Raw genomic sequence first — 20,404 nt, forward strand, 5'->3', positions numbered from 1 at the left:
GTCGTCGGAAAATGAAGCAGGAACCGAGGCCGAAGCGGCAGAAGCGTCGCACAAAGCCCGCCCTTCGTCATCCTCCACCCCGGAGCAGCCCTTCATGGACCCCTCGAAAGCCAGCCGTACCGCCCTCGCCACCTCGCTGATGCGGGCCATCCACACGCGCAGCGACCCCGCGCCGCTGCTGCACGACCCGTGGGGCGATCGCCTCGTGCCGCAGTCCGTGCAGGCCGACATGCGCGCATCGGCCATGGCGCGGCTGGACCCCGCACTGCGCGCCGGGGCCGATCCGGGCCGGGTGCTGGACGCGGCGATGCGCGCGAACCCGGCCTATGCCGGCGTCATCCTGCGCAGCCGCTACACCGAGGACATGCTCCAGGCCGCGGTCGGGCGCGGCATCACGCAGTACGTGCTCGTCGGCGCGGGCTTCGACAGCTTCCTGTGCCGCCGCCCCGCCTGGGCCGAAGGGCTGCAGATCTTCGAGGTGGACCATCCCGCGACGCAGCAGCTCAAGCGCGAGTGCCTGCAGCACTGCGGCATCGCCGAGCCCGAGAGGGTGCATTTCGTGGCGGCGGACCTGTCCGAGGAAACGCTGCAATCGGCCCTGGCGCGTTCGCCCTTCCAGCCGGCGCAACCCACCTTCTTCTCGTGGCTCGGCGTCACGGTGTACCTGACGCGCGAGGCCAATCTCGCGACGCTGCGCGCCATCGCTTCCTCGGCGCCGGCCGGCAGCGAACTGGTCTTCACGTACGTCGACGAAGCGGTGTTCCGCCCCGAAAATCCCGGCAACGAGGCATTCGACAAGCTGCGCAGCAGCGTGTCTTCCGTCGGGGAGCCTTTTCTCTCGGGCTTCGATCCCGCGACGCTGGCGCCGGTGCTGCTGCAAACCGGCCTTCAACTGATCGAGAACCTCGACCGCGAGCAGGCCGTGGTCCGCTACGACCCTGTGGACGCGAACGGCCTTCGGAAGGGCAACGCAGGCTACATGGCGCACGCCCGCGTCGTCAGCGCTGCGCCGCCTGCCGCCTGAACTCGCTCGGGCTTCCGCCCGTGTGGTCGCGGAACACGCGGCTGAAGTGCGAGAGGTTGCTGAAGCCCGAGGCCAGCGCGATGTCGGTGATGGAGCGCGCCGCGTTCGCCGGATCGAGCAGCCCGCGAATGCTGGCCGCGAGCCGCTGGTGGAGGATGTAGCCGGTCAGCGTGTCATCGTCGCCCGCGAAGGCGCTGTGCAGCAGGCGCTTGCTGCAGCGCAGGGCCTGCGCCATGCCGTCGATCGAAAGCGACGGGTCGTGCAGGTTCTGCGCCACGTAATGCTGGATGCGGTCTTTCAGCGCCTCGCGCTGGGTGCGCGGCGTGCTCTGTCCCGCGAGCTCCATCAACGACAGCCGCACCAGCTGGATCAGCAACTCGCCCGCGCCGCGCGCCGCCGCCTCGCTCATGAAGGGCAGCTCGAGGTACGTGTTGCGCATGGTCTCCAGCGCCACGCGCGAGATGCCGCTGTCGCCGCCGATGCGGCGCGCCACGAGGTCGGCGAGCGGCAACGTGGGCGAGGCGACCTGGTCCTTCGGCAACATCACGATCAGGTGGTCGCTGCGCTCGGGGTTCTCCACGTGGTAGTCGAGCGTGGTGTCGTAGAGCGTCCATCCGCCCGAACGCACCGCGGCGGCGCGGCCACGCTGCGTGACCTCGGCCGAGCCCTGCCAGGGCGCGACGATCTTCAGGTAGGGCGCATCGCTCAGGCGCGCCATCTGCGGGGTGCGCAGCACGCGGTGGCGATTCGCCTCGAGCCGCGTGAGGATCACGTCGCCCGCATGCGAGGCCGCGATGTGGCCGTCGAAATCGCTGTCGCCGTACAGGTCGGAGCCGAGGCCGCCGAAATGCCGCCACACCCACTCGCACCACTGCGGCCCGCGCTCCTTCGGCGGGATCGGGTCGGTGGACAGCAGCAGGGACTCGGTCATGGGCGGCGGCGACAGATGGCAGCGCATTGTGAAGCGCCGGACGGACCTCCGGCCTTGCGGGTTAACCACTAGCCGGCTGCACGCTGGGTCAAGTGCTTTGTGCGCGGCGGGCACAGCGCCCGGAGGCCCCCTTTCCTACGATTCCGGCAGCGGGCGCACACCGACGCCCGGAGGAGACTTTCATCATGCTGCACGCCACCCGCCGCCGCTGGATCCAGGGGACCGCCACCGCCCTCGGAACGGCCGCCGTCGCCCCGCGCCTGTTCGCGCAGAACGGGCCCGTCCGCATCGGCTATGCCATCGCACGCACCGGGCCATGGGCGGCCGGCGCGCAGGTGAGCCAGGAGCCCAACTACCTGCTGTGGGCCGAGCAGGTCAACGCCGCGGGCGGGCTCTCGGTGAAGGGCGCCAGGCGGCCCATCGAACTGATCGGCTACGACGACCGCAGCGAAACCGAGACCTGCGTGCGCACCTTCGAGAAGCTGATGGGCAGCGACAAGGTCGACCTCGTGCTGCCGCCGTGGGGATCGGGCGCCAACTTCGCGGTCGCGCCGCTGGCCAACCGCTTCGGCTATCCGCTGCTCGCGCCCACCGCGCTCTCGCGCAAGCTCATCGACATGCGCCTGCCGTTCTTCTTCTCGCTCTTGCAGCAGCCCGACAAAATGATGGGCGCGCTGGTCGACATGCTGGTGGCGAACAACGTGAAGACCATCGCCATCGTCTACATGGACGACCTGTTCGGGCTGGAAAACTTCGCCGCGCTCAACAACGCGCTGAAGAAGACCCAGATCCAGGTGCTCGACCGCAAGAGCTACCCGCTCGGCGTGAAAGACCTCGCGCCCGTGCTGCGCACGATGAAGGACCTGAACCCCGACGCCTTCATCGGCATCACCTACCCCCCGGACACCATCCTCGCGAGCCGGCAGGCGCGCGAGGTGGGCTTCAACCCGAAGTACTTCTACGCCTCGGTGGGCACCGCCTTCCAGCTCTACAAGAACGTGATGGCCGCCAACACCGAGGGCGTGATCGGCATGGGGTCGTGGAACGGCAAGACCAGCCCCGAGGCCAAGGCGTATTTCGACGCGCACACGAAGAAGTTCGGCAAGGAGCCCGACCGCTGGGCCAGCGGCCATGCGTGGGCGGGCCTGCAGATCCTGCAGCAGGCGGTGGAAAAAGCGGGCCTCGACCGCAAGGCGCTGCGCGAGCAGATCGCGAAGAACGAGTTCAAGACCATCCTCGGGCCGATCCGCTTCGAGGGCAGCGAGAACGCGTCGATCCCCGGCACCGTCTCGCAATGGCAAGGCAGCGACTTCGAAGTGGTGTGGCCCAAGGACCGCGCCACCGCGCAACTGATGCCGAAGCCGGCCTGGAAATAACAGCGTGTCGTTCTCTGGATGGGCCGAGCTCCTGGCCGGCGGATTGATCACGGGCGGCATCTATGCGCTGGTCGCCATCGGGCTGAACCTGCAGTACGGGCTGATGCGCATCATGAACATCTCGCACGGCGAGTTCCTGATGCTCGGCGCCTTCCTGACATGGTGGGCGCACACGGCGCTGGGCATCTCGCCGCTGGTCTTCATGCCGGTGGCGTTCGCGGTGCTGATGGCGCTGGGCATGGCGGTGCACTGGCTGTGCTTCCGGCAGGTGGCGGCGCGCGCACCGAACGTCGACGTGTTCGAGGCGCGCAGCCTGATGGTGGGATTCGGGCTGATGTTCCTCGTTCAGAACACGGCGCTCCTCGTCTGGGGCGGTGATCTGCGCGGCTACGACTACCTGGCCGAACCGGTGCAGTTGGGCGAGATGCGCTTCACCGCCAACAAGCTGGTGCTGTTCGGCGTGGCGCTGGCGTTGAGCATCGCGCTCATCGCGCTGCTCAAGCTCACGCTGCTGGGCAAGGCGGTGCGCGCGCTGATGCAGTCGCCCACCGGCGCGCAGCTCGTGGGCATCAACACGAAGCGGCTGCACCCGCTGATGTTCGGCATCGGCCTTGGCCTCTCGGGTGTGGCGGGCGCGCTCCTGTCGATGACTTACGAAATCTCGCCCTCGATGGGCGAGCCCTACACCGTGACGGCGCTGATCGTCATCACCCTCGGCGGCTTCGGCAGCATCGCGGGCAGCCTCGTCGGCGGCCTGCTGCTGGGCGTGGTGGAAGCGCTGGGCATGCACTACACGAGCCCCTCGCTCAAGATGCTGCTGTCGTATGCCGTGTTCATCGGCGTGCTGATCTGGCGGCCCAACGGACTGTTCTCCCGCAAATGATTTCCCTCCTTCAAAACAAGCCCTGGTGGGTGCTCGCGGCGGGCCTCGTGCTGGCCGCGGCGGTGCCGTGGATCGCGTCCGAGTTCATCGCCTCGGTGGCGCTCGGCTGCCTGATGTACATCGCGCTGGCCACGAGCTGGTCGTTGTTCTGCGGCGCCACTCGATACCTGTCGCTGGCAACCTCGGCCTTCTTCGGGCTCGGCGCGTATGCGAGTGCCACGCTGCTCGAAGTGCTGCCGTGGCCGCTGGTCATCCTCTCCGGCGCGGCCATCGCGAGCGCGGTGGCGGTGCTGATGGGCGCGGCGGTGCTGCACCTGCGCGGCACCTACTTCGCGGTGCTGACCTTCGGCATGACGGAGCTGATCCGCCATGCGGTCACCTTCGTGGAGAAGCAGGTCTCGGGCACGGTGGGCCGCGTGCTCACCGTGGTGCCGTCGAACGAGACGGTCTACCTCACGGTGCTGGCGATTGCCGCTGCCGCCATCGCCACGGCGATGCTGGTCAAGCGCAGCCGCTTCGGCCTCGCGTTGGCCGGCATCGGCGCCGACGAGCAACGCGCGCAAACGCTCGGCGTCGATACGCGCCGCGTGAAGATCGCGGGCTTCGCGCTCACCGCTGCCTTCGCCGGTGCAGTAGGCGCAGCCATGGCGGTGCGCTGGACCTACATCGACCCGCCCGCGGTGTTCAGCCCCTTCATCGGTTTCCAGACCGTGCTGATCGCGATGATCGGCGGCGCCGCGAGCATCGGCGGGCCGGTCGCCGCGGCCATCGTCTTCAGCCTGCTCTCGGAGACGCTGCGGCTGCAGCTGCCCTACGGCTACATGATGGTGCTCGGACTCCTGCTGATCCTGTGCGTGATGTACCTGCCCAACGGCCTCGCATCGCTCTGGCAACGCAAGGTGACGGCATTGCGGAGGCACGGCCATGAATAGCGCGCAGCCTCTTCTCGAAGCGCGCGAACTCACCGTGCGCTTCGGCGGACTCACCGCAGTCGACGCCGTGAGCGCGACGCTGCACGCGGGCGAGCTGGTCGGCATCATCGGCCCGAACGGCGCGGGCAAGACGACCTTCTTCAACGCGATCTCCGGCGTGGTCATGCCGACCTCGGGACGGCTGCTGGTCGAAGGCGATGTCGACCTCACGCGGCGCGGCCCGCATCTCTACGCAGCGCACGGCATCGCGCGAACCTTCCAGACGCCGCGCGTGATGGCAGACATGACACTCGAGGACAACGTGCGCTTCGGCATGCAGTTCGCGGGACGCCATCGCACGCCCATCGCGGGGCTGGGCAGCACCGGCGAGATCCTCGACATGCTGGGCCTTGGCCACCTCGCGAAGAACATCGCGGCCGATGTCACGCCCTCGCAGCAGCGGCTGCTCGAGATCGGCATGGCGCTCGGTACCCGGCCGCGCGTGCTGCTGCTCGATGAGGTGGCGGCGGGCCTCACTGAAGCGGAAGTGGACGCGATGGCCCGGCGCATCCGCAAGCTGCGCGACGACCACGGCCTCACGGTCGTGTGGATCGAGCATGCGGTCGCGACGCTCTTGAAATACGTCGAGCGCGTGCTGGTGCTGCACCAGGGCCGCAAGATCGCCGACGGCACGCCCGCTGAAGTCGTGCGCAATGCCGAGGTGGTCGAGGCCTATCTTGGCGACGAGATGGAGGCCACGGCATGAGCGCCGCGCCGGGCCGCCCCAAGCAAGCTCGCACCGCAGTGCGAAGCACGAAGGTACTTCAATGAGCACCGCGCAACTCACCGTGCGCGGCCTCTCCGCGGGCTACCACGGCTTCCAGGTGATCCAGGGCATGGACCTCGATGTGCGGCCCGGCGTCACCGTCGTGCTCGGACCCAACGGTGCGGGCAAGACCACGCTGCTCAAGGCGCTGGCGGGGCTGCTGCCGCGCACCGGCGACGCGGTGCTCGACGATGCGGCCTTGCCTTCAGGCGACGCCACCGCCTGCGTGCGCCGCGGCCTCGCGCTGGTGGCCGAGGGGCGCCAGCTCTTCCCGCAGATGACCGTCACCGAGAACCTCGAACTCGGCGGCTGGCTGCTGCCGGCGCGGCTGCGCAGCGAGCGCCTCGCGCGCGCCTTCGAGGACTTTCCGCGCCTGAAGGAACGCGCCACGCAACTGGCCGGCACGATGAGCGGCGGCGAGCAGCAGATGGTCGCCGTGGCGCGCGCCATGATGAGCGGCCCCCGTCTCCTCATGCTCGACGAGCCTTCGCTCGGCCTCGCGCCGCGCATGGTCGACGAGCTGCTGGCCATCGTGCGCCGCATCGCGTCGCAGGGCGTGACCGTGCTGATGGTCGAGCAGAACGTGCGCAAGGCCCTGCAGGCCGCCGACCGCGGCTACGTGCTCGAACGCGGACGCGTGGTCGCCTCGGGCGAGGCACGGGCGCTGCTCGATTCCGACGTGGTGCGGCAGGCCTACCTGGGCGTCGCCTGACGCCCTCCCGCCCTCTCCCCCTCTTTCTCAAAGGACACACCTCATGACCGACGTTTTCATGTTCATCGACGGCGAGCACCGCTCGGCCTCGGGCGGCGCCACCTTCGAGCGCCGCAATCCGCTGGATGGCGGCGTTGCCACCCGCGCGCCCTCGGGCACGCCGACCGATGCGGTCGCGGCCGTAGAGGCCGCACAGCGCGCCTTCGCCACCTGGTCGCAGACCGGCCCCGGCGAACGCCGCGCGCTGCTGCAGAAGGCGGCGCATGCGCTCGAATCGCGCGCCGATGCGTTCATCCAGGCCATGGCTCGCGAGACCGGCGCGTCGGCCCAGTGGGCCGGGTTCAACGTGCACCTCGCGGCGGGCCTGCTCACCGAGGCCGCGTCGCTCACCACGCAGATCAGCGGTGAAGTGATTCCGTCGGACGTACCCGGCAGCCTCGCCATGGGCATGCGCCAGGCAGCGGGCGTGGTGCTCGGCATCGCGCCGTGGAACGCGCCCGTGATCCTCGCCACGCGCGCCATTGCCACGCCGCTCGCCTGCGGCAACACCGTGGTGCTCAAGGGCTCGGAGCTGTGCCCCGAGACGCACGCACTCATCGTCGAGGCGCTGAACGAAGCAGGCCTGCCGAAGGGCGTCGTCAACTTCGTGACCAACGCGCCCGCCGATGCCGGCGCGGTGGTCGAGGCGATGGTGGCGCACCCTGCAGTGCGGCGCATCAACTTCACCGGCTCCACGCGCGTGGGCCGGCTCATCGCGCAGACCTGCGCCAAGTACCTGAAGCCCGCCGTGCTGGAGCTCGGCGGCAAGGCGCCACTCGTGGTGCTGGACGATGCCGACATCGACGCCGCGGTGAACGGCGCCATCTTCGGCGCGTTCGCCAACTCGGGGCAGATCTGCATGTCGACCGAGCGCATCGTGGTGGACAACGCCATCGCCGATGAATTCGTCGCGAAGTTCGCAGCGCGCGCGCAAGGCCTGCCGCTCGGCGATCCGCGCGAAGGCCCCGTCGTGCTGGGTTCGGTGGTGGACATGAGCACCGTCGCGCGCTGCAACGCGCTGATCGACGATGCGCTCGCCAAGGGGGCGAAGCTGGTCTGCGGCGGCAAGGCCACCAGCACGCTGATGCCCGCGACCGTGCTCGACCACGTGACCGCGGCCATGGATATCTACCGCGAGGAGTCCTTCGGCCCTGTGAAGGCCGTCGTGCGCGTGAACGGCGTGGAAGAAGCCGTCGCCACCGCGAACGACAACGAGTTCGGCCTGTCGTCCGCCGTGTTCGGCCGCGACGTGGCGCGCGCGTGGAACGTGGCGCGCCGCATCGAAGCGGGCATCTGCCACGTCAACGGTCCGACCGTGCACGACGAGGCGCAGATGCCTTTCGGCGGCGTCAAGTCATCGGGCTATGGGCGGTTCGGCGGCCGGGCCGGTGTCGAGGCGTTCACCGAACTGCGCTGGCTCACGGTGCAGACGACGCCGCGGCACTACCCGTTCTGAGGGACTACAGCGCCGCGATTTCCTGCGTGACCCGCAGGAATTTCTCCACATCCGCCATCGAATGGCAGTGCAGCGGCGACACGCGCACCGTGCCTTCGAGCCCGAAGGATTCGAGCATCCGCTTCGAATAGATGCTCGTGGCCACGCGCTCGTACACCGTGACGCCGCGCTTGCCGTACTCCACCACCGCCTGCGTGCAGTCGATGCGGTCGAAGCCGATGCCCAGGATCAGGTCGCGCTTCGTCAAGTCTTCGTGGTCGAGGAACACTTCGACGCCCCGCATCTCGCGCAGCCCGGTCGCGTTGCCCGTGCCGTCGAGCAGCGCGGCGAGCAGCGCGCGCTCGTGCAGTTCGATGCGCCCGATGCCCTCGACGAACAGCGCGCGACGCTCCGTGGCCTCGGTGAACTGGCGGCCGATCCAGCAGACGTAGTCCACGATTTCGGTGAGTGCCGCGAATTGCCACGGCGCGGAACTGCCCAGGTCCCAGTAGTCCGGCTTCTTGCCTGCGAGCTTGTGGTGCGGCAGCACGGCCGCGCGGTCGGACACCCACGAGAGCCCCGAGCCGCGGCAGCCGAAGAACTTGTACGGCGCGAGGTTGATGCCGTCCACCGGCGTCTTCTCGAGATCGATGAGGCCGTGCGGCGCGTGCTGCACCGCGTCCACGAGGATGTAGAGGTCGGGCTTGATGGCGCGCGCGCGGCGCACGATCTCGGCCATGTCGAGCTTCGCGCCCGAGATGTTCGAGGCGTAGATCACGTTGAGCAGGCAGGTGTCTTTGTCGACGAGGCGAACGATCTCTTCCACATCGATGCCGCCCGTCACCGGGTTGCTCTTCGCCACGCGCAGCTCGCGGCCGAGCCGGTCGGCGTAGAGGCTCATCGCGTCGAAGGCCGAGGGATGCTCCAGCACCGTCGTGACCATGTTCGTGCCCGGCACGTTCTCGGCCACCGCGCGCACCATGTCGAACATCGCGCCCGAGGCTGTGAGCGAGGCGTAGACGCTCCCGCCCTTGGCATTGAGGATCGTGCGCAGGTCGTCGGCGGCCTTCGCCTGGATCTGCTGCAGCTCGACCGCGGTCGCGTGGATGCGCTCGGCGTTGTCGGGAATCGCATCGACCTGTGCGAAGCGCTCGGCCGCGGCCTTGAGCCGGAACGAGCCGCCGGCGTTGTCGAAGTACAGGCGTTCGCGGCCGTGGTGGTCGCGGTCGACCAGCAGGAAGCGCGCCTTCACCTCGCGCATCAGCGCATCGGAAAACGCGAGGCCGCGGGGGTGGTTTTCAAGCATGGTCGCCATGTGCGTGCTCAGACGCCCTTGTTGTTCGGGTTCTTGTAGATGTCGCGCACCGCATCGGACATCGGGAAATTCATGTTCGCGTTCTTCGGCGGAATCGGCGACATGAACCATTTCGCATAGAGTTGCTCGATGGCGCCCGACTTCATGAGGCCGGTGACCGTTTCATCGACCAGCGCCTTGAACTGCGGGTCGTCCTTGCGCAGCATGATCCCGTAGGGCTCCTGGCGCAGCGACTCCTTCAGGAGCTTGTACTCGCCCGGGTTGGTGGCGCTGGCGATCATGCCGGCGAGTTGCACGTCGTCGAGCACGTAGGCGTCGGCGCGGCCGGTCGAGAGCAGCAGGAAGCCGTCGGACGTGTCCTTGCCCGCGATCTCGTTCACCTCGATCGTGCCGCTCTTGCGCGCGCCGCGCAGCAGCTGGATCGAGGTGCTGCCCGAGACGGTGGCCACGTTCTTGCCGTTGAGGTCGGCCAGCGCGTTGATGCCCGAGCTCTTGCGCACCGCGGCGGTGATGTTGGTCACGAAGTGGCTCGGCGCGAAGTCGACCTGCGCCTGGCGCTGCGTGGTGTTGGTGGTGGTCGCGCAGTCGAGGTCGACCGTGCCGTTCTGCAAGAGCGGAATGCGGTTGGTCGAGTTGAGCATCGTGTAGCGCACCTCGATCTTCGCGAGGCCGAGCTTGGCCTTCACCGCATCGACGATCTTCAGGCAGATGTCGTTCGTGAAGCCGATGGGCGCGCTGTCGGCGCTGAGCTTGTAGGAGAACGGAATCTGGCTGTCGCGCGCGCCGATCTGGATCGTGCCGCTCTCCTTGATCTTCTGCAGCGTGCCGCCGTCCTGGGCGCTGGCGGCGCCGCAGGCGAAGGCGAGGGTGAGTCCCAGGGCGAGAGGCAGTTTGAAGAAGTCCATGGCGTGTATTCCTTGGTTTGCAGTGAGGGGGTGGGCTGGGCGAATCTTCTGCGTCTCGATGAATTTCTAAAAGCGATTTTTTGTGATCGAATTGCATGAACAAAAGCGTTCTATTGCATCGTTCGCAGAGGAGACCCGCGCCGTGATGACCTTCAAGCAACTCGAAGCCCTCTACTGGATCGGCCAGCTCGGCGGCTTTGCGCAGGCCGCGAACCAGCTGCACACCTCGCAGTCGGCCGTCTCCAAGCGGGTGCACGAGCTGGAGCTGCTGTTCGACACCGAGCTCTTCGACCGCAGCCAGCGCAGCGCGCGCCTCACCGAAAAGGGCGAGGAGATGTTCGTGCTCGCCAAGCGCCTGCTGGAGCAGCGCGATGCCGCAGTCGAGCAGTTCGGCAAGCCCGGCGTGGTGGAGCGCCGCATCCGCATCGGCGTGACCGAGCTCACCGCGATGACGTGGCTGCCGCGGCTGGTCGGCCTGATCCAGCAGCACTACCCCAAGGTGATCCTGGAGCCCGACGTGGACGACAGCCTGCAGCTGCGCGACAAGCTCCTGGTCGATGCGCTCGACGTGGTCATCGTGCCCGACACCTTCGCCGACTCGCGCATGCAGAGCAAGGTCATCGGCAAGGTCAAGAGCGCGTGGATGTGCAAGCCCGGCGTGGTGCAGACGACGGGCACCGTGCGCCTGCACGACCTCGCGCGGCACCGCATGCTGGTGCAGGGCAACAACTCGGGCACCGGGCGCGCCTACGACGCATGGATGAAGGACCAGGGCGTGCAGCCATCGAACGTGATCGTGGTGAGCAACCTCGTCGCGCTCACCGGGCTCACCGTGTCGGGGCTGGGCGTGAGCTACCTGCCGCGCGAATGCCTCGCGCCGCTGGTCGCGGCCGGCATGCTGTCGGTGATCGAGGTCACGCCGCCGCTGCCGGTGGTGCGCTACGTGGCCATGCACAAGGGCGAGCACCGCAGCGCGCTCACCTCGTCGATCGTGATGCTGGCGCAGGAATGCTGCGATTTCACGCGCATGTTCCAGGCGCAGGCGGAAGACGAAGAGGCAGCGGCGCGCTGAGTTCGGCAGGCGCCGTCTCCGGTCCCTTGTTGCGCAGCGAACGCCGTGTTCGCTACGGGAAAAGCACATGCCTTGCAGGCAGAGCGCAGCTGAAAATCTATTTCAATATTTCAGAAATTGACGGCAATATCGGCGACATAGCTCGACATCCAGCTCAATTCGATGGGAATAAGAAAAAACCTTTCAATTTTCAGTCGAACTCGCAAATGAGTACCCGCGCATAAGACGCAACGCAGGCTCCTTCTTTCTCTGCCCCCACCGTCGCCAAGACGTCCTTCAGAAAGTGCCCATGACCATCACCGTGACACGCCAGGATGCGCGCTACAACACCCTGAAAAAGGGCTTCAACCTGCGATGGCCTTCCACGGAGGCGGATGCGGCTTCGCGCATCGAGTTGGCGGAAACCCCGGGCGATGCCGCGGCGGCGTTGCAGCGCATCGTCGATGCGGGCCTGCGGCCCACGTTGCGCAGCGGTGGACATTGCTATGAAGACTTCGTCTCCAACAACCCCGATGGCGCGATCCTCGACCTGAGCCTGCTCAGCGGCGCAAGCACCGGCAAGACAGACGGGCGCTACCGCATCGGCCCCGGCACACAGAACTGGAACGGCTACCTCGAGCTCTACAAGCAGAGCAACGTCACGCTCCCCGGCGGCTCCTGCTATTCAGTGGGCGCGGGCGGGCACATCTGCGGCGGCGGCTACGGGCTCCTGTCGCGCCTGCAGGGGCTCACGGTCGACTGGCTCTCGGCGGTGGACATCCTCACCGTCGATGCGCGAGGCAAGGTCGTGCCGCGCACCGTGGACGCGACCCGCGATCCCGAGCTGTTCCGTGCCTGCCGCGGCGCGGGCGGCGGCAACTTCGGCGCGATCACCAGCTACGTGTTCGACACCCTGCCGACGGCGCCGCGCGAGGTGGCGCTCGCGGTGGTCGCGTTCGACTGGGCCACCATGACGCCGGCTCGCTTTGCCGAACTGCTCTCCATCTACGGCGACTACTGGGCCACGCGCGGCAAGTCGCCGGACACCTGGGGCATGTTCTCGCTGCTCAAGCTCACGCACCGCTCGTCGGGCCAGATCGTGATGCTCACGCAGTTCTGCAACCCCGACGGCACCTGCAACGACCTGACGGTGCTCAACGATTTCCTCGACCGCTTCCGCGCCTGCTCGCCAGTGCCGCTGAAAGGCCGCACACCCGGCGTGGGCCCGGCGCCGCAGCGCGATACGGGGCAGCTGCTGTGCTCCAAGCCGCACACCGTGACGCGCTACGACTGGCTCACGGCCACGCAGTACCTCAACGGCTCGGGCGAGAACCAGCGCGGCAAGTACAAGTCGGCCTACATGAAGCAGAACTTCACCGCCCGCGAGGCGCAACGCATCTACGCGCACCTCACGCGCACGATGCCCGGCGTCGACCTGAGCCAGTCGCTGGTGCAGGTCGATTCCTATGGCGGCGCGGTCAACAAGCCCGAACGCATCGGCGACACCGCCGTGCCGCAGCGCGCATCGATCATGAAGCTGCAGTACCAGACCTACTGGCGCAGCGCGGCGGACGATGCGGGCCACCTGCGCTGGATCAGCGATTTCTACCGCGACGTGTACGGCACGCCCGACGTGCCCGAACGCTACGCGGGCACGCCCTACCCTGGCGAGCGCTACGAAGGCTGCTACATCAACTACCCGGACAACGACATGCTGGCGTACCCGTTCTGGGCGCAGCTCTACTATGGGGACCAGGGGCTGTACGAATTCCTCCGGAAAATGAAGCGTCGCTACGACCCGAACAACATCTTTCACCATGCCATGTCGGTGCGGCCCTGAACGCGAGGAAAGAACCCCATGACACACAGCTCCACCCCTGCCGGTCAGAACCGTCGCGCGATGATGCAGTGGATCGGCGGCGCCTCCGCCCTTGGCGCGTTAACGCCCTTGGTCCCCGCCGGTGCGCAGACTCCTGACACCGCCATCGGCAACCCGGTCATCGGCAATGCGCCGGCACCGCGCTTCGCCTACGTCGGCACCTACACCTTCGACGCCCCTGGCGGCACCGCCGGCGGCCCGGCATCGAAGGGCATCTACGTGCTCTCGATGCGGGACGGCGGCTGGACGCCGGTGCAGACCGTCGCGAGCGCGAACCCGTCGTTCCTCGCGGTGCACCCCAGCCGGCGCTTTCTCTATGCGGTCAACGAAATCGACACCTACCAGGGCCTGCCTACCGGCACGGCCGAGGCCTACGCAATCGATGCGAACGACGGCCGGCTCACGCTGCTCAACCGCCAGCCGCTCTCTCTCTCGGGCGTGATCCCCGCGCACCTGGCGGTGTCGCCCGATGGCCGCGCGCTGGCCGTGGCGCTGTACGGCGGCGGCGCGTACAACGTGCTGCCCATCGAGGCGGACGGCAAGCTCGGCAAGGTCTCGGGCATCGAGAAGGAAACCGGCTCCGGCCCCGACACCGAACGCCAGGAGTCGCCGCACCCGCACATGGTGGCCTTCGATGCGTCGGGCCAGCGCGTGCTGGCCACCGATCTCGGTACCGACCGCATCAACGTCTTCACGCTCGCCGACGGCAAGCTGGCCGTGCTCGGCCGCACGTCCGTCGCGCCCGGTAGCGGGCCCCGCCACCTCGCGCTGCATCCGTCGCAGCGCTTCCTGTACCTGGTGAACGAACTCGACGCCACGGTCGCGTCTTTCAGCTACGACGCGGCGAGCGGCAAGGTCGGGGAACAGCGCCAGCGCATCTCGACCTTGCCGGAGGGCTACAGCGGCCAGAAGAGCGCGGCGGCGCTGGTGATGCACCCCTCGGGGCAATTCCTTTATGCGACCAACCGCCGGTTGAAGTCGGACCACCCGATGGCCGACAGCATCGCCGCGTTCCGCATCGACGCCAGCAACGGTGCGCTGACACCGTTGCAGCACTGGAGCGAAGGCCTGCGCTTTCCGCGCGCGCTGGCGATGGCGCCGGGCGGCGGCCATCTGTATGCGCTCAGCCAGAAAGGCGATACCATCCTGCGCCTTCGCATCGATCCGGCGAGCGGCGAGCTCGACCAGCCCGTGCTGGTGGCACAGGTGCCTACGCCGGTGTGCCTGGTGTTTGCCTGACGGCTAGCTTCCGCGCGTGAGCATCCGGCCCGCGCGCGCAAGCACGCGGGCTTCGCCCTCGCCGCCGCGATAGGCCAGCACGCCGTTCACGAACACCCGCTCCACGCCCAGGCTCACGCCGTGCGGCTTGTCGTAGGTGGCGGTGTCGGCGATGGTCTCGGGGTCGAACACCACGACGTCGGCCATCGTGCCGACGCGCAGCAGGCCGCGGTCGGCGATGCGCAGGTTGCGTGCGGTCATGCCGGTCATCTTGTGGACCGCCTGCTCCAGCGTGAAGAGCCGCCGCTGGCGCCAGTAGCGTGCGAACACGCGCGGGAACGCGCCCCACAGCCGCGGATGCGGATGCCGGTCGTGCGGCAGGCCGTCGCTGCCGATCATCGTGAGCGGATGCGAGATGACGCGCTCCACGTCCTCCTCCTGCATCTGGAAGTAGCACGCACCGCCCGGCTTCAGGCGCAGGCACGCCTCCTGCTCGGTGGTGCCCCATTCGCGCGCGATGTCGGAGACGAGGCGGCCGGTCATCTCGGGATGCGGGTCGGACCATGTCAGCAGCACGTCGATGACGCCATCCACCAGGTCTTCGCGCAGCACGGTGGAACCGGCCACGTAGGGGTACACGTCCATCGCGATCTGCTGGCGTTGCGCGAGCGACTCGATCAGCGGCAGCGTCTCTTTCGTGCGGCCCCAGTTCGCGGGACCGGCGCACTTGTGGTGCGAGATGACCAGCGGCACGCCGGCGTTGAAGGCCGAATCGCCAGCCTCGTGCAGCGCCTCGATGATCTGCTGCATCTCGCTGCGCAGGTGCGTGGCGTAGACGCCGCCATGGCGCGCCACGACGCGCGCGAGCGCGGTCACTTCCTCTGCCGGCGCGGCGAAGGCTTCTTCGTAGAACAGGCCCGACGACATGCCATGCGCACCGTCGGCCATGCAGCTGTCGAGCAGCGCTTCCATGCGCGCAAGCTCGTCACCGCTCGCGGGCCGGTCGAGCGCCTGCATCGTCGCGAAGCGCAGCGTGGTGTGGCCCACGAGCGCAGCCACGTTGAGCGCAGGCTGCGTCGCATCGACGGCGGCGCGGTACTCGGCCATGGTCGCGTGCTTGAACGAATCCGCGCCCAAGAGCGTGAGCGGCGGTTTCGACTGCGGCGTGCGGTACGGCGCGAGCGAGATGCCGCAGTTGCCCGTCACCACGGTGGTGATGCCCTGCGACACCTTGGGCAGGCACAGCGGGTCGCGCAGCACGATCGCATCGTCGTGCGTGTGCGCGTCGATGAAGCCGGGGGCGATCACCTTCGCGCGGCAATCGACCACCTCGATGTCGGCGAGCGCGAGGCCTTCGGGCAAGCGCTCGCGCAGGCCTTCGCCGAGCGCGAGGATGCGGTCGCCCTGCAGCAGCACGTCGCCGGGCCACGAGGGCCCGCCCGAACCGTCGACCACGAGGCCGGCTTCGAGCAATATGGCTTTCACGGCTTGGGGGTCGCTCACGATGCGCGTCCTCCTTTTTCGTCGTTGATGCCGCCGCCGTCCCAGCTTTGCAGCGGGTGCGTGGTGGCGTCGATGCCGTGGCGCTGGAAGGCTTCGCGTGCGCGCTGCAGGCGCTGCACCGCAGGCTCGCCGCGGCGTTGCGCGACCAGCACCGTGAGGATTTCGATGGCGGTGAGGTGCGTGAGGTAGGCATCGATGCCCACGTGCATCACCGCATCGTCGGGCACCGAGAGGCCCAGCAGGAAGTCGGCCTTGGCCGCGAGGGCGGTGCCGGGCCTTGTCAGCGCGACCACCTTGGCGCCCTGCCCGCGCGCGATGTCCACCGCGTCGAGCAGCGAGGGCATGCCGCCCACGTGCGAGATGGCGATGACCACGCCGCCCGGCCGCTGCGCCGCACCGGCGACTTGCTGCAGGTGGTAGTCGGCCCAGGCATTGGCCGAGAGACCGAGGCGGAACAGCCGCGCCTGCAGGTCGTTGGCCATGAACCACGATGTCGCGCCCGCGCCGTACAGGTCCACATGCGGCGCCGCCGCGATGGCGGCCACGGCGCCGTCGAGCACCTGCATGTCGAGCTGGCCGCGCACGCCCGAGACCGAGGACGCGGCGCTGCGTGCGATCTTGCCGACCACTTCATCGGCCGCGTCCTCGATGTTGACGCGGCGGTGCAGCGGCGAGCCGCCGAGCGCGAGCTCCTGCGCAAGCGCAAGCTTGAACTCGCGCAGGCCCGCAAAGCCCAGGTCGCGGCAGGTGCGCATGATGGTCGGCACCGAGCTGCGCGAGCGCTCGGCCAGTTGCTCGAAGCTCTCTTCGAGCACGCGGTCGGGGTCTTCGAGGATCAGGTCCAGGATCGCACGCCGCGTCGCCGGCGCATCGCCGCGGACCTGTGCGATCTTCTGGAGCAGGGAGGGGGTCATCGTTGCGCGTTTTCAGAAATGCATGGCGACGGCGTCGCTCACGCGGTAGTCATTTTCGACAACAGGCATCCAATGCCATTTGTCGAAGGTGGTGCAAGGGTGCGAGATGCCAAGGCCGACGCGGTCGCCGACCTTGGGGGCCTCCGTTTCCTCGCTGGCCTCCCAGCGCAGGTAGGCGTGCTGGTCGTTCAGCGCGGAGATCTTCCAGCCGGCGGGCACGGCTTGCGCTTCGAGCACACCGCGTGCGGCGCGCCCGATGGGCACGGGCATCGAGAGGTCGAACGAGATGTCGCGCTTGCCCACGGCAAGGATCGCAAGGCCTGGCTCGGGGCGCGATTGCACCGTGGCCCACACTTCCATCGCGGGGCGCAGGCCTTCGCCGCATTGGCAGCCCAGGCGCTCGTCCACCGCGTTCACCATGCGCTTGTAGAAGCCGTGGTCGTGCGTCACATAGCAACCCGAGCGCAGCAAGCCGCGCACCGGCGAGCCCAGCGCGGGCTTCAGGCGTCCGGCCACGAGATCGAAGATCGCCGAGCCGCCGGCCGAGACCAGCACCTCGTCGGTTTCGAAGAGCTTGTGCGTATCGCAGTGGCGCGCGATGGCTTCCACGCGGTCCATCAGCGTGTTGGCATACGCCGTGTCGGGCTCGCTCACGCCAGTGGCGCCCTGCCCTTCATAGGTCTCGATGCCCACGAGCTTGACCGCATCGCTTGCGCGCAGGCGCGTGGCGAGCGTCACCGCTTCTTCATGCGTGCGGCAGCCGGTGCGCGCGCCTTCGACACCGATCTCGATCATCACTTCGAACGGCACGCTCTCCGGATGGCGCTTGGCCCAGTCTTCGATGAGCGCGAGCTGCGCGATCGAATCAACGAGGAACACGACGCGCAGGCCCGCCGTCGCGCTCAACAACATCTGGATGCCCGCCAGGTCCTCATCGCTCACCACCTGGTTGGCGATGAGCGTGCGGCGCGCCCCGGCCGCCACGCCCACGGCCAGCTGCGTGACGGTCGCAAAGGTCAGCCCCCACGCCCCCGCATCCAGCTGGCGCTGGAAGAGCTGCGGCGACATCGTCGTCTTGCCGTGCGGCGCCAGGTCGATGCCCCACTCGCGCACGCGCGACTGCATCCATGCGAGGTTGTGCTCCAGCGCCTCGCGCTTGAGCACCGCGAGGGGCAGCGGCAGGTCGCCGGCCAGCACGTTCCAGCCGGCAGCGCCCACTTCGCTGCGCAGGCGCGGCGGCTGGGTGCGCGGGTAGCCCTTGAAGTTGCTGCCCAGCAGCGGGTCGTTGAAGTTTGCGTTGGTGGCGGTGTCTGTCATGGTCATGCGGCAATGTTGGAGAGCAGCTCCTTGCGGATGCAGGCGCTGTAGTGTCCGGGAGATATCTCGTCGAGCGACGGCACCGTCTGCGCACAGGCCTCGATGGCATGCGGGCAGCGCGTGCGGAACACGCAGCCCGAAGGCGGCGAGATCGGGCTCGGAATGTCGCCCTTCAGGGCAATGCGTTCGGTGGCGAGTGTGGGATCGGGCTTCGGGCTCGCTGCCAGCAGCGCCTGGGTGTAGGGGTGCGAAGGCCGTGCGAAGAGCTCCTCGGTCTCGGCCACCTCCATCACCTTGCCCAGGTACAGCACCACCACCCGGTCGCACAGGTACTCGACCACATCCAGGTCGTGCGAGATGAACAGCATGGTCAGGCCCAGGCGCTCGCGCAGGTCCGCCAAGAGGTTGATGACCTGCGATTGAATGGACACGTCCAGCGCCGACAGCGGCTCGTCCGCCACGATGAACTCCGGCTCCACCGCGAGCGCCCGCGCCACCCCGATGCGCTGGCGCTGCCCGCCCGAGAACTCGTGCGGGAAGCGGCTCGCATGCTCGGCGCGCAGACCCACGGTCTCCAACAGCTCGGCGATGCGCTTGTCGCGCGCGGCCGCCCCCTTGTGCAGCCCGTGCGTGGACAGCGCCTCGCCCAGGATCGCGCTGATGCGCATCTTCGGGTTCAGGCTCGCGTACGGGTCCTGGAAGATGATCTGCAGCTTGCTGCGCAGCCTCCGCATCCGCTCGCCCGAGAGCGCGCCGATGTCCTCGCCGCGGTAGAGCACCTGGCCCTCGGTGCGCTCGACCAGCCGCAGCACGGTGCGCCCGATGGTGCTCTTGCCCGAGCCCGATTCGCCGACCAGGCCCAGCGTCTCGCCGGGGTGGATGGCGAAGGACACGTCGTCCACTGCGCGCACCGGGCGGTCGCTGCTGCCGAAGTATTTCTTCAGGCCTCGGACTTCGATCAAGGGAGAAGAAGCGGAAGGAACGGAAGAAGAGGAAGAAGAAACAGAAACAGCGGTCATGCGACCCTCGCGAGTTGGGCATCGGGCTGCACGCGAATGCAGCGTGCCTGGCGGCCCGGGCGGATGTCGATCAGCGGCGGCATCACTTCCCTGCAACTGGCCTGCGCCAGGTCGCAGCGCGGCTCGAAGGCGCAGCCGGGCGGCGGCGCAAGCGGGCTCGACACCTGGCCGCGGATCGCAAAGAGCCGCTTGGGCTTCGGCTGCCCCGGCAATCTCGCCTTGCCCGGCAGGCACGCGAGGAGACCCTGCGTGTACGGGTGTTCCGGCTGCGCGAACAGTGGCCGCACCGGTGCGCTCTCGACCACGCGGCCGGCATACAGCACCACCACATCGTCCGCGTGGTGCGCGACCACCCCCAGGTTGTGGGTGATGAAGAGGATGCTCATGCCCGTCTCGGCTTGCAGCCGGCGCATGAGCTCCAGGATCTGCGCCTGGATGGTCACGTCCAGCGCCGTCGTGGGCTCGTCGGCGATCAGCAGTGTCGGATCGCACGCCATCGCGAGCGCGATCATCACGCGCTGGCGCATCCCGCCCGAGAGCTGGTGCGGGTACTCGTGCAGGCGCTGCGCGGCGGCCGGAATCTCCACCAGCTCCAGCATGCGCAGCGCATGGGCCAGCGCCGACTTGCGGTCCAGTCCATTGTGCAGCCGCACGCTCTCGGCGATCTGCTCGCCGATGGTGAAGACCGGGTTCAGGCTGGTCATCGGCTCCTGGAAGATCATCGACAGCTGGTTGCCGCGGAGAGACCGCATCTCGGGCTCGCCGATCTTCAGGAGGTCGAGCGTCTTGCCCTCGCGCGTGACAAACGAGGCCGAGCCGCTGACCTGCGCGTTCGCGGTCTTGGGCAAGAGGCGCATCAGCGTGAGGCTGGTGACCGACTTGCCCGAGCCCGACTCGCCGACCAGCGCGGTGGTCTTGCCCGGCTGGATCGAGAAGCTCACATCGGCCACCGAGCGGATCAGGCCGTCCTCGGTGGGGAAGCTGGTGCTCAGGTTGCTGACCGTGAGACGTGGGGTGGTGTTCGCGTTGTTCATCACGAGGTCTTCTTGAGCTTCGGATCGAGCAGGTCGCGCACGCCGTCGCCCAATAATTGCAGCGACAGCGCCGTGAAGATGATCGCCAGCCCCGGGAACAGCACCACCCAGA

18 protein-coding genes and 1 pseudogene are annotated in these 20,404 nt (G+C 68.2%); 10 read left to right on the plus strand and 9 right to left on the minus strand.

Going from position 1 to position 20,404, the window contains the following annotated elements; translation table 11 throughout:
• The first annotated feature begins 94 nt into the window (after positions 1-94).
• Positions 95-1,024: a class I SAM-dependent methyltransferase gene (locus tag J2W23_RS24025; protein ID WP_307650521.1), complete on the plus strand. Its 930-nt coding sequence runs from the start codon at positions 95-97 to the stop codon at positions 1,022-1,024.
• Here J2W23_RS24025 and J2W23_RS24030 read toward each other — a convergent pair.
• A complete protein-coding gene (locus J2W23_RS24030; protein ID WP_307650522.1) occupies positions 999-1,955 on the minus strand; it encodes an AraC-like ligand-binding domain-containing protein in 957 nt (318 codons plus the stop codon). The two genes, J2W23_RS24025 and J2W23_RS24030, sit on opposite strands and share 26 nt — an antisense overlap.
• 185 nt (positions 1,956-2,140) lie before the next feature.
• On the opposite strand from J2W23_RS24030, the gene J2W23_RS24035 reads away from it, so the two are divergent.
• The 6 genes from J2W23_RS24035 (at position 2,141) to J2W23_RS24060 (ending at position 8,158) form a co-directional block, all read left to right on the plus strand.
• The gene (locus J2W23_RS24035; protein ID WP_307650523.1) at positions 2,141-3,331 is read left to right on the plus strand and encodes an amino acid ABC transporter substrate-binding protein; all 1,191 of its coding nucleotides are present in this window, start codon (positions 2,141-2,143) and stop codon (positions 3,329-3,331) included.
• Between the two features lie 4 nt (positions 3,332-3,335).
• Complete coding sequence (locus tag J2W23_RS24040; RefSeq protein WP_176660447.1) at positions 3,336-4,214, plus strand: branched-chain amino acid ABC transporter permease; 879 nt, start codon at positions 3,336-3,338, stop codon at positions 4,212-4,214.
• Positions 4,211-5,146: a branched-chain amino acid ABC transporter permease gene (locus J2W23_RS24045; protein WP_307650524.1), complete on the plus strand. Its 936-nt coding sequence runs from the start codon at positions 4,211-4,213 to the stop codon at positions 5,144-5,146. The genes J2W23_RS24040 and J2W23_RS24045 overlap by 4 nt, the downstream gene beginning before the upstream one ends.
• Complete coding sequence (locus J2W23_RS24050) at positions 5,139-5,891, plus strand: ABC transporter ATP-binding protein (protein WP_176660445.1); 753 nt, start codon at positions 5,139-5,141, stop codon at positions 5,889-5,891. Before J2W23_RS24045 ends, J2W23_RS24050 begins: the two co-directional genes overlap by 8 nt.
• A gap of 61 nt (positions 5,892-5,952) precedes the next feature.
• The gene (locus J2W23_RS24055) at positions 5,953-6,663 is read left to right on the plus strand and encodes an ABC transporter ATP-binding protein (RefSeq protein WP_176660444.1); all 711 of its coding nucleotides are present in this window, start codon (positions 5,953-5,955) and stop codon (positions 6,661-6,663) included.
• Positions 6,664-6,706: 43 nt separating this feature from the next.
• On the plus strand, positions 6,707-8,158 hold the full coding sequence (locus J2W23_RS24060) for an aldehyde dehydrogenase (protein WP_307650525.1): 1,452 nt from the start codon (positions 6,707-6,709) through the stop codon (positions 8,156-8,158).
• Positions 8,159-8,162: 4 nt separating this feature from the next.
• Here J2W23_RS24060 and J2W23_RS24065 read toward each other — a convergent pair whose 3' ends face one another.
• Both J2W23_RS24065 and J2W23_RS24070 read right to left on the minus strand, forming a co-directional pair.
• Positions 8,163-9,452 (minus strand): aminotransferase class V-fold PLP-dependent enzyme, encoded by a 1,290-nt coding sequence (locus J2W23_RS24065; protein ID WP_307650526.1) that lies wholly within the window; start codon positions 9,450-9,452, stop codon positions 8,163-8,165.
• A gap of 8 nt (positions 9,453-9,460) precedes the next feature.
• Complete coding sequence (locus J2W23_RS24070; RefSeq protein WP_176660441.1) at positions 9,461-10,357, minus strand: transporter substrate-binding domain-containing protein; 897 nt, start codon at positions 10,355-10,357, stop codon at positions 9,461-9,463.
• A 145-nt stretch (positions 10,358-10,502) separates the two neighbouring features.
• On the opposite strand from J2W23_RS24070, the gene J2W23_RS24075 reads away from it, so the two are divergent.
• The 3 genes from J2W23_RS24075 (at position 10,503) to J2W23_RS24085 (ending at position 14,526) form a co-directional block, all read left to right on the plus strand.
• Positions 10,503-11,429, plus strand: coding sequence for a LysR family transcriptional regulator (locus tag J2W23_RS24075; RefSeq protein ID WP_307650538.1), 927 nt, complete (start codon positions 10,503-10,505; stop codon positions 11,427-11,429).
• 289 nt (positions 11,430-11,718) lie between these two features.
• Positions 11,719-13,248, plus strand: a complete 1,530-nt coding sequence (locus J2W23_RS24080) for an FAD-dependent oxidoreductase (protein WP_307650527.1) — start codon at positions 11,719-11,721, stop codon at positions 13,246-13,248.
• A gap of 18 nt (positions 13,249-13,266) precedes the next feature.
• Complete coding sequence (locus J2W23_RS24085) at positions 13,267-14,526, plus strand: lactonase family protein (protein WP_307650528.1); 1,260 nt, start codon at positions 13,267-13,269, stop codon at positions 14,524-14,526.
• A gap of 3 nt (positions 14,527-14,529) precedes the next feature.
• On the opposite strand, the gene J2W23_RS24090 is transcribed toward J2W23_RS24085, so the two are convergent.
• The 6 genes and pseudogenes from J2W23_RS24090 to J2W23_RS24115 form a co-directional block, all read right to left on the minus strand.
• Positions 14,530-16,008 (minus strand): N-acyl-D-amino-acid deacylase family protein, encoded by a 1,479-nt coding sequence (locus J2W23_RS24090; RefSeq protein ID WP_307650529.1) that lies wholly within the window; start codon positions 16,006-16,008, stop codon positions 14,530-14,532.
• Positions 16,005-16,922 carry a MurR/RpiR family transcriptional regulator gene (locus tag J2W23_RS24095; protein ID WP_307650530.1) on the minus strand — a complete coding sequence of 306 codons (918 nt, stop codon included), beginning with the start codon at positions 16,920-16,922 and terminating at the stop codon, positions 16,005-16,007. Before J2W23_RS24095 ends, J2W23_RS24090 begins: the two co-directional genes overlap by 4 nt.
• Before the next feature lie 12 nt (positions 16,923-16,934).
• Positions 16,935-18,239 (minus strand): amino acid deaminase, encoded by a 1,305-nt coding sequence (locus J2W23_RS24100; RefSeq protein WP_307650539.1) that lies wholly within the window; start codon positions 18,237-18,239, stop codon positions 16,935-16,937.
• Positions 18,240-18,241: 2 nt separating this feature from the next.
• Entirely contained in the window at positions 18,242-19,258 is a 1,017-nt protein-coding gene (locus tag J2W23_RS24105) for an ABC transporter ATP-binding protein (RefSeq protein ID WP_307650531.1), read from the minus strand.
• Complete coding sequence (locus J2W23_RS24110; protein WP_307650532.1) at positions 19,255-20,292, minus strand: ABC transporter ATP-binding protein; 1,038 nt, start codon at positions 20,290-20,292, stop codon at positions 19,255-19,257. Before J2W23_RS24110 ends, J2W23_RS24105 begins: the two co-directional genes overlap by 4 nt.
• A pseudogene (locus tag J2W23_RS24115) lies at positions 20,292-20,404 on the minus strand (ABC transporter permease); the annotation flags it as partial. The gene J2W23_RS24110 and the pseudogene J2W23_RS24115, both read right to left, overlap by 1 nt.

It is taken from the genome of Variovorax boronicumulans (assembly GCF_030812215.1).
In the GTDB taxonomy this organism is placed as follows: domain Bacteria; phylum Pseudomonadota; class Gammaproteobacteria; order Burkholderiales; family Burkholderiaceae_C; genus Variovorax; species Variovorax boronicumulans_C.